We start from the raw sequence: 7,087 nt of genomic DNA, 5'->3' as shown, positions 1-7,087 counted from the left end.
GGGGGTGTCGGGACGGCCGGCGAGCGAGGGACGCCCGGAACGCACCGCCGGAATCCCGATCTCGACCAGAGTCACACGTCCATTATGACCGCCTGCCGCGATTCGTCTGGGCAGCGCAGAGACAGGTTGCAAGCGCATGAACTCGAGTCCGAAGCTTGAGCCACGTCCGTTGACCGTCAGCTGTTGCGGGTCATGACGTTGGTGGCAGCTGGCTGGTTTCCGGTGGCGAAATGTGGGCGGTGGTCCCTCTGTATTGTCAAGCCGCTGCTGAATACTGTGTGGTGGGCGTGACGTCGCGTGACCGGGCATCGTTCATCAGCCTCTTCCAGAGGACGGTGGCCAGGTGGCGTTTAAGGCAGCGGATGGCTTCCCGTGAGGTCTTTCCCTCGGCGATCTTGCGGTCGTAATAGCGTCGGCCGGAACTTGTGCGGGTCCGGATCTGAACGACGGCGATGGAGTGGAGCGCAGAGTTGGGATCTCGATTTCCATTGCGAGAGAGCAGATATCGATTGTAGTCGCTGCTGGCGAGTTGGACCGCGGCGGTACCGGTGTAGTTCGCGTAGGCCGCGGCGGTGGGAAACCGTCGCTGATCACGGGTGCCGGCAAGGACCCGGGCGGCGAGGACGGGCCGACCCCGACGATGTCGGTGAGCGATGTGGCGTGCTCGTCGAGTACATGCTTCATCGTGGCGGTGTTGTCGGCGAGCCGGCGGTCGCAGCGCCGGACGTCGGCGATGAGGTCTTCGACGAGTTGCGCGGTCCTGGTCGGTTGCAGTGGCAGGGGTGAGGGTGTGCAGGGCTTTCTCGGCGGCGGTGGCCTTCAGCGCGCGTTTCCGCCGCCCGAGATCAGTTCCCGCAAGAGAGCATGCAACTGGTTGAGCAGCCTGGTGCGATGCCGACTGAGGGTGTGTCGCCGCTCGTCCAGGAGCGCGAGGGCGTCGCTGTGGTCCTCGACCGGTCGGCTCTCCCCGCGGATCGCTGCCACACAGGCCGCTGATGCCCTCGCCGGACACGTCCGCGCGTTCGCCACCCTCATGAGCGAGCTACGCGCCCCAGACCTCGAAGGCTGGATGGCCGTCGTCACCGCCGATGACCAGCCGGAAATGCACTCCTTCGTCTGCGGCCTGCGCCGCGACCAGGACGCGGGTCACCGCCGGTCTGAGCCTGCCCTGGAACAGCGGCGCCGTCGAAGGCCACGTCAACCGCATCAAGATGCTCAAACGGCAGATGCTCGACCGCGCGAACCCAGATATACTCCGTAAGCGCATCCTGCTCTGCCACTGACCATCACGCGACCTCACGCTCACCAAATATGGGCCAGTACCGATTTTCGAAGAGTGGTGACATCAAACCCACTGGGCGCCAACAGCTTTGAACCAGGTCCTCAACTCACTGGCCATTGACACTAACTAGACTTGTCTGCGGCGATCGATCTGTTCTGCGATCGCGGTGCGTGTGGACCTCTTGTGGCGCGACCTTGGCGCCTAGTTCTAATCGCGACGTCCGCTGCTGGACCTTGCTCGACGCTCACAGTGGAGTGTCGGCTGCGCGAGCAGGAGAACAGCTCGCCCCCGATCGAGCCTGCAGCATGCTGAGTGAGTGCACCGCATAAAAAGAGCGTACTCTCTTTCCATGGCTCAGTTCGTTATGGTGGAGATCGCCACGCCGGCGGCTCGCGCTGACATCTGCGAACGGCGAGAAGTCATGCGTCGCACAGCGTCGGGGCTGTGCGACTCGACCGTCAGGATGCTGGCCCTGTCTGTCGACGCAACTGCCACGGTTCCGAACTTGGAGTTTGCCGGTTTCGAGGCCGTCGATCATCTGTCCATGGCGATAGTTGTCACTCTAGGGCGATCCGTCCGCAGCTCTCATGAACCGAGAGCTATCCGGGCTGGCGCGGCTCGGCCATCGTCGCGGAGGCCGCGAGTGAGACTAGAGTCGGTCACGTTTTCGAAAGATATGGCTTTGATCAACGACCGAGACGGCAAGAGTCGATGGATCATTGATACATTGAGGGTGGCCTCGCCATCGAAACACGCCCATCGCTCTAGTTTCCTCCGACTGATGTCACTGCCTATCGATCGCTCCCAGCTTCTATCCCGTAATGCGTCGTACTCGACTGCATCGCTGACCGAGCGGCAACGGACATCGCGAATCGGTTATTCCTCCCCGAGGCAGGGGCTATGGTCGATATCCAGAGAAAAACTGATATGGTGAAATATTCACTTCTCACCACTGGGACGGCCGGCATGCTGAGTTGTTGGTAATGTAGAACTCTTCGACGCACAACGAAGTGTGTCGAGTTCAGGAACAATGTTCAGTACGGGCGCAAGTATTCGTCGAGGGTTGTCGATGTCGCACTTGTCTTCGGGTTTACGTCTCGATAAGTGGATAAGAACTGGCCGGGCTCGGCAAGGCGCCATGTCGGTGACGAGCGCAGTCGGGATCACTTATGGAACTGCGTTATGGATTCATATGAAAATGCACCAGACTGTCAGATCGAACTTTGGTGGCCAGTCGACCGGGAGGGTGGATCGACCGATGGCTGCGCATCTGCATTTCGTTCACGAGTATGTGTGTGAAGATTTATTCAGTAAATATGGCCGATTTATATTTGAACACGGTCGGCGAACCGTGACTGGATTGTCCGGATATATGATCGAAATTACTCTTTTTGAGCGTGCATTGAAAGGTGGAATACTATCGCTGATCTTCGTAGATTCTATTTGGGAATGCCGCCGGGGAGTGTGGACAGTTTTTGGTCTGCTCAGGTATCTGTCGAACGTTCCTGTGCGTCGGATGGCCTTACTGACGAGTCTCGAGGCGCCAGTAGAGGCCGCAATGCAGGGCGTAGAGTTATGATCTTCAATGATCAAAATGCTGAAGGAATATTGCCCGCGCCTGCTGCGAGCTTTGTCGGTCGTCAACATGAGTTAGAAAAAATCAGTCTGTTGCTTTTGCAGCCGGCTCAGTTGGTAACCTTGACCGGTCCCGGTGGTATCGGTAAAACCCGTTTAGCTGCGGAGGCTGTACGTCGATACAGCAGGGCGACATGTGCGCAGGTGTATTGGGTTCGATTAGCGAGGCTGTCTAGAGATTCTGACGTAGCGGCGCTCGAAGAGGAAATAGTGCGGGCTGCGGTGGATACCGACTTCTCGGGGCGATCGTCGTGGGAGTTGCTCGTCGCTACTTTCGGGGGCGCTACTGCTATCGGACGGCAGCGGCGTATCGTATTGGTACTCGACAATTGTGAGCACGTACTCTTGAGCGCTGCTGTCGTAATAGATAAATTACTGACTGTAGTGCCTCAACTCACGATAGTGGCGACCAGCCGTGAGCCGATCGGTTGGGCCGATGAATACTTGATAAATGTTCGGTCTCTCGACATGCAACAAGCGGTGGATCTATTTCGGCAGCAAGCCAACCTTTCGGGTCGTCCTGTCATGGGGGGTGAACAAACGGCGCTAGCCGCTACGGTCTGTCGCCGTGTGGACTGCAATCCTCTCTATATCCAGCTGGCAGCAGCTCGGCTCCGTCACCAGCCGCTGTCGCTGATACTACGTGGACTTACGGGCCGGGATGACGACACGAGATTGCGATGGTCTCACGGCCCTCGTTTCGGTGCCGACCCGCGGCACCGCGGGGTCAGCGACGCTATCACTTGGTCGTATGAGCTGTGTACCGAAAAAGAGCGCTTGCTATTCGAGCGGATGTCTGTATTTGCGGCAGGCTGCGACGCCATCGCTGATGGCGCCAGCGGCGCCAGCGGAGTGATCGAGGTCGGAGTAGACCTCGATGCTATTGAGGCGATTTGTAGCGACAGCTACGAGGTAGGCAATGGCGAGATCGCAAACTCCGGCAGCGACGATAATGCGCTGGGGATAGAGGAGATCGAAGATTTGCTAAAATCTCTCGTCGATCATTCACTTGTGACGGCGCGAATCACTTCGACTACAGTGCGATACTTCCTGGTAGAAAGCCTTCGAGTGTACGCGCAGCAGCGACTGCGGCACCGCTCTACTGCTAGAGTTGACGAACCCACTCGGATGGTCGACCGTCATCTTTGTTACTATCGCGACAAGATTACCTACGCGGCTGCTAACTGGTTCCAGTCCGAAGGGGAAGGCAATCTCGTAAATTGGGCACGTTCAGCTTGGGTTGATATTGTGACAGCGATCGAGAATAGTCTGGAAACTGGAAAGGCCGAATACGGTCTGCAAATTTGCCTCGGTCTGATCGCCCTCCGAATGCCTCTTATCAGAGGCACTTTGCAAGGTATGCGTCAATGGACCGAGCGTTGTCTTCACGCTAGTCGAGTTCCGAATACTGGCCTCACTGATCTTCACATTGAAGCTATGGCTGCCATTGCGTGGCTTGCCATGACTCAGGGACAACATGATCAAGCCGAAGTTCTTCTTGAGGACTGCGTTGCTGCTTGCCTTTCCGGAAATAGTGGCAAAATGGCCTGGCGGGACTTGGTCGAGGTGGATATTGGTCTGCCTGCTGCCGTCGAGTTCGCGTGGGGACTGGAGCTGCTGTTTGTGCACGCCGATGCTGGCTGTGTTTTTGTTTTCACCCGTGCCTGCAAGAAATTCGGTGATCTTGGCAATCCCGGAGCGGCGGCGATGAGTGAGTTGCATGCAGCGATGGCGGCGGCTCTTCTCGGAACCGAGCAGCAAGCTCTTGACAGAACCCAGCGTTTTCTCGATTCGGCTTTCGGTTCGAAGACTCTTCAAGGAAAGTCTTGGGCAGAGCAGGCGAGGGCTATCGCGTTGACTCGGCACGGTGATCCCAAAGAAGCGATGATACTAGGACGCAGCTCGCTGAGATTTAAACTTGCCCGTGGTGATCAGTGGGGGGGCATGTGGGTCGTGGTATGCCGTATTTGGTCTTTAGCGCGCCTTATCACCGACTCACTCATCACTGGGGGCAAACCCGACGACGATGGGCTCATAGCCCTGGCCACAGAGATTGCTCACTTGGCCGGCGGGGTCACGACCCTACGGGACAAGCTGGGCGTCGACATCGATAAGTTGGGCCCATACGGCCGTGAGACGGCTTGCGCCGTCGCTGTTGCTCGTCAGCTCCTCGGGCCCATTAACTATGCTGTGGCGGAAATCCGTGGATCAAGGCTAAGTGCTGATGACTACGGTGTTCAGCGGCTCGCGCTCGGCCTACTCAGTTTCGATGAAAGACAACCGGAGAGTATCGGTGAAGCAGACCCTACGGCAGGTTGGCTACGTTTGACCGCTGCTGAGCGGCAGGTTGGTATCTTGGCTGCGGCCGGGTGGACGAATCCCGCGATTGCCGCAAGGCGCGGGAGTTCTGTCCGAACCGTGGATGCTCAAGTCGCCTCTATACGCCAAAAGCTCGTCCTTACCAGTCGCGAGAAAATCATCGAAGTGATTCCTCGGGATGTCATTGACGAGGTTCGACTCGAAGCTACCCGACGGCCACGCCGGGGGAGTGGCCATAGCCCATGATCTGAGGCGAAGCGGCGGTGCGAACGATACAATCTCATCGTCGGCTATATCGGTCGCCAGCGAAGTTTCCGTATAGTTCTATCGGCGAGCAATGACGTCACTCATCGGTACAATTTGGCCTCGCACCGAACCGGGGGGCAGTCTCCTCAGCGTAATGTGCCGCCTCGAACTCGGCCGGGGAGATCATGCCCAGACTCGAGTGCAACCGGCGGTTGTTCCACCACTCGACCCATGCTGCGGTCGCGTACTCGACATCGGTGATCGTCTTCCACGGACCGTCGTGGAACACGCTGGTGCGGATGCATTCGGCCTTATAGAGACCGTTGATGGTCTCCATGAGGGCGTTATCGTAGGCGTCGCCGACGCTGCCGATCGACGGAGTGATGCCCTCGATCCGCAGATGCTCGGTGAACTGGATGCTCGTATATTTGCTCAGGTTCAACCGGTGGCCGCAACACCCGAGGTCACGGAGGGTGTATGGGAAGGCCATCGGACTGGGTGCGGGAGGTCACCGGGTGAGCGCCGATGCGGTCGCCGGGGGCTCCCGGGATGCAGCGCTCAGTGGAGCGATTGTTCTGGGACAAGATCGCCGGGGGTCTGTTGCCGGCGGAAGCTGGTGTCGCAGTGGGGGTATCGCCGGCCAAGGGCAGTCGGTGGTTCCGCGATGCGGGCGGCATGTCACCGTATTCCTGGAGCCGGCCCGGCGGCCGCTACCTGTCGTTCGCCGAGCGGGAGGAGATCGCGCTGCTGCGGGTGCAGGGCAAGGGAGTGCGGCAGATCGCGCTGGCGCTGGGCCGCAGTCCATCGACGGTCTCGCGGGAGTTGCGGCGGAACTCAGCGACGCGGGGAGGCAAGCTCGATTACCGCGCCTCTGTTGCCCAGTGGAAGGCTGAACTGTTCGCCAGACGCCCGAAGACGGCGAAACTTGTTGATAACCATCAGCTTCAGGAATACGTTCAGCATCGGCTATCGGGGCGAATCGCCGACGCGAACGGCAGGATCGCCGCTGGCCCGGCGATCGGAACATGGACCGGCCGGAACAAGCCGCGCCGCGCGGTTGCCGTCGAGGGGCGCGGCCTGTCGATACGGGTACTGCTCACCGGCGGGCAGGCCGGTGACAATCCGCCTGCTGCCGCTGCTGGACGGCATCAGCGTGGCCCGCACCGGGCCGGGCCGCCCACGCGTGCGGCCCCGGACGGTAATTGCCGACAGAGCGTACTCGCATCCTTCGACCCGGCAGGCACTGCGACAGCGGCGGGTCCGGTTCGTCTGCCCTGAACGGGACGACCAGATCGCCCGCCGCGCCGCGAAGGGCTCACGCGGCGGGCGACCACCGGTGTTCGACGCCGAGGCCTACAAGCAACGCAACGTGGTCGAGCGCTGCTTCAACCGGCTCGAGCAATTCCGGGACCTGGCCACCCGCTATGCCAAACGCGCCGCCTACTACCAGGCCGAACTCACCATCGCCGCCATCATCCTCTGGGCCCGGTGACTTACAGGACAGAACCTAAGCTTGAGTTTTAACCTCTGAGCTGGGTTTTTATCCTGTTCGGCGGGGTCGTGGCCCGGCGGGTTTGGATGGCTTCTGGTTGCTGGGTGTTTTGA

The 7,087-nt window shown here is 59.6% G+C and carries 5 protein-coding genes and 2 pseudogenes; 4 read left to right on the top strand and 3 right to left on the bottom strand.

Annotated elements, in window-relative coordinates; genetic code table 11:
- Positions 1-256: 256 nt before the first annotated feature.
- Together ACWEH3_RS35410 and ACWEH3_RS35405 are read right to left on the bottom strand one after the other, a co-directional pair.
- Positions 257-1,012 carry a transposase gene (locus ACWEH3_RS35410; protein ID WP_450026532.1) on the bottom strand — a complete coding sequence of 252 codons (756 nt, stop codon included), beginning with the start codon at positions 1,010-1,012 and terminating at the stop codon, positions 257-259.
- A 30-nt stretch (positions 1,013-1,042) separates the two neighbouring features.
- Positions 1,043-1,219, bottom strand: coding sequence for a hypothetical protein (locus ACWEH3_RS35405; protein WP_450026534.1), 177 nt, complete (start codon positions 1,217-1,219; stop codon positions 1,043-1,045).
- Positions 1,220-2,540: 1,321 nt separating this feature from the next.
- On the opposite strand from ACWEH3_RS35405, the gene ACWEH3_RS35400 reads away from it, so the two are divergent.
- Positions 2,541-2,861 (top strand): hypothetical protein, encoded by a 321-nt coding sequence (locus tag ACWEH3_RS35400; RefSeq protein WP_450026536.1) that lies wholly within the window; start codon positions 2,541-2,543, stop codon positions 2,859-2,861.
- Positions 2,858-5,482 carry an ATP-binding protein gene (locus tag ACWEH3_RS35395; RefSeq protein WP_450026538.1) on the top strand — a complete coding sequence of 875 codons (2,625 nt, stop codon included), beginning with the start codon at positions 2,858-2,860 and terminating at the stop codon, positions 5,480-5,482. The genes ACWEH3_RS35400 and ACWEH3_RS35395 overlap by 4 nt, the downstream gene beginning before the upstream one ends.
- A 97-nt stretch (positions 5,483-5,579) precedes the next feature.
- On the opposite strand, the pseudogene ACWEH3_RS35390 reads toward ACWEH3_RS35395, so the two are convergent.
- Positions 5,580-5,912 (bottom strand): annotated as a pseudogene (locus ACWEH3_RS35390) (transposase); the annotation flags it as partial.
- 95 nt (positions 5,913-6,007) lie between these two features.
- Here ACWEH3_RS35390 and ACWEH3_RS35385 point away from each other — a divergent pair.
- Together ACWEH3_RS35385 and ACWEH3_RS35380 are read left to right on the top strand one after the other, a co-directional pair.
- Positions 6,008-6,535: pseudogene (locus tag ACWEH3_RS35385) on the top strand (transposase); the annotation flags it as partial.
- 61 nt (positions 6,536-6,596) lie between these two features.
- Positions 6,597-6,974, top strand: coding sequence for a transposase (locus ACWEH3_RS35380; protein WP_452358491.1), 378 nt, complete (start codon positions 6,597-6,599; stop codon positions 6,972-6,974).
- Positions 6,975-7,087: the final 113 nt, after the last annotated feature.

The sequence above is a fragment of the Nocardia sp. NPDC004718 genome, assembly GCF_053601535.1.
This window is presented reverse-complemented; position numbering and strand designations above follow the sequence as displayed.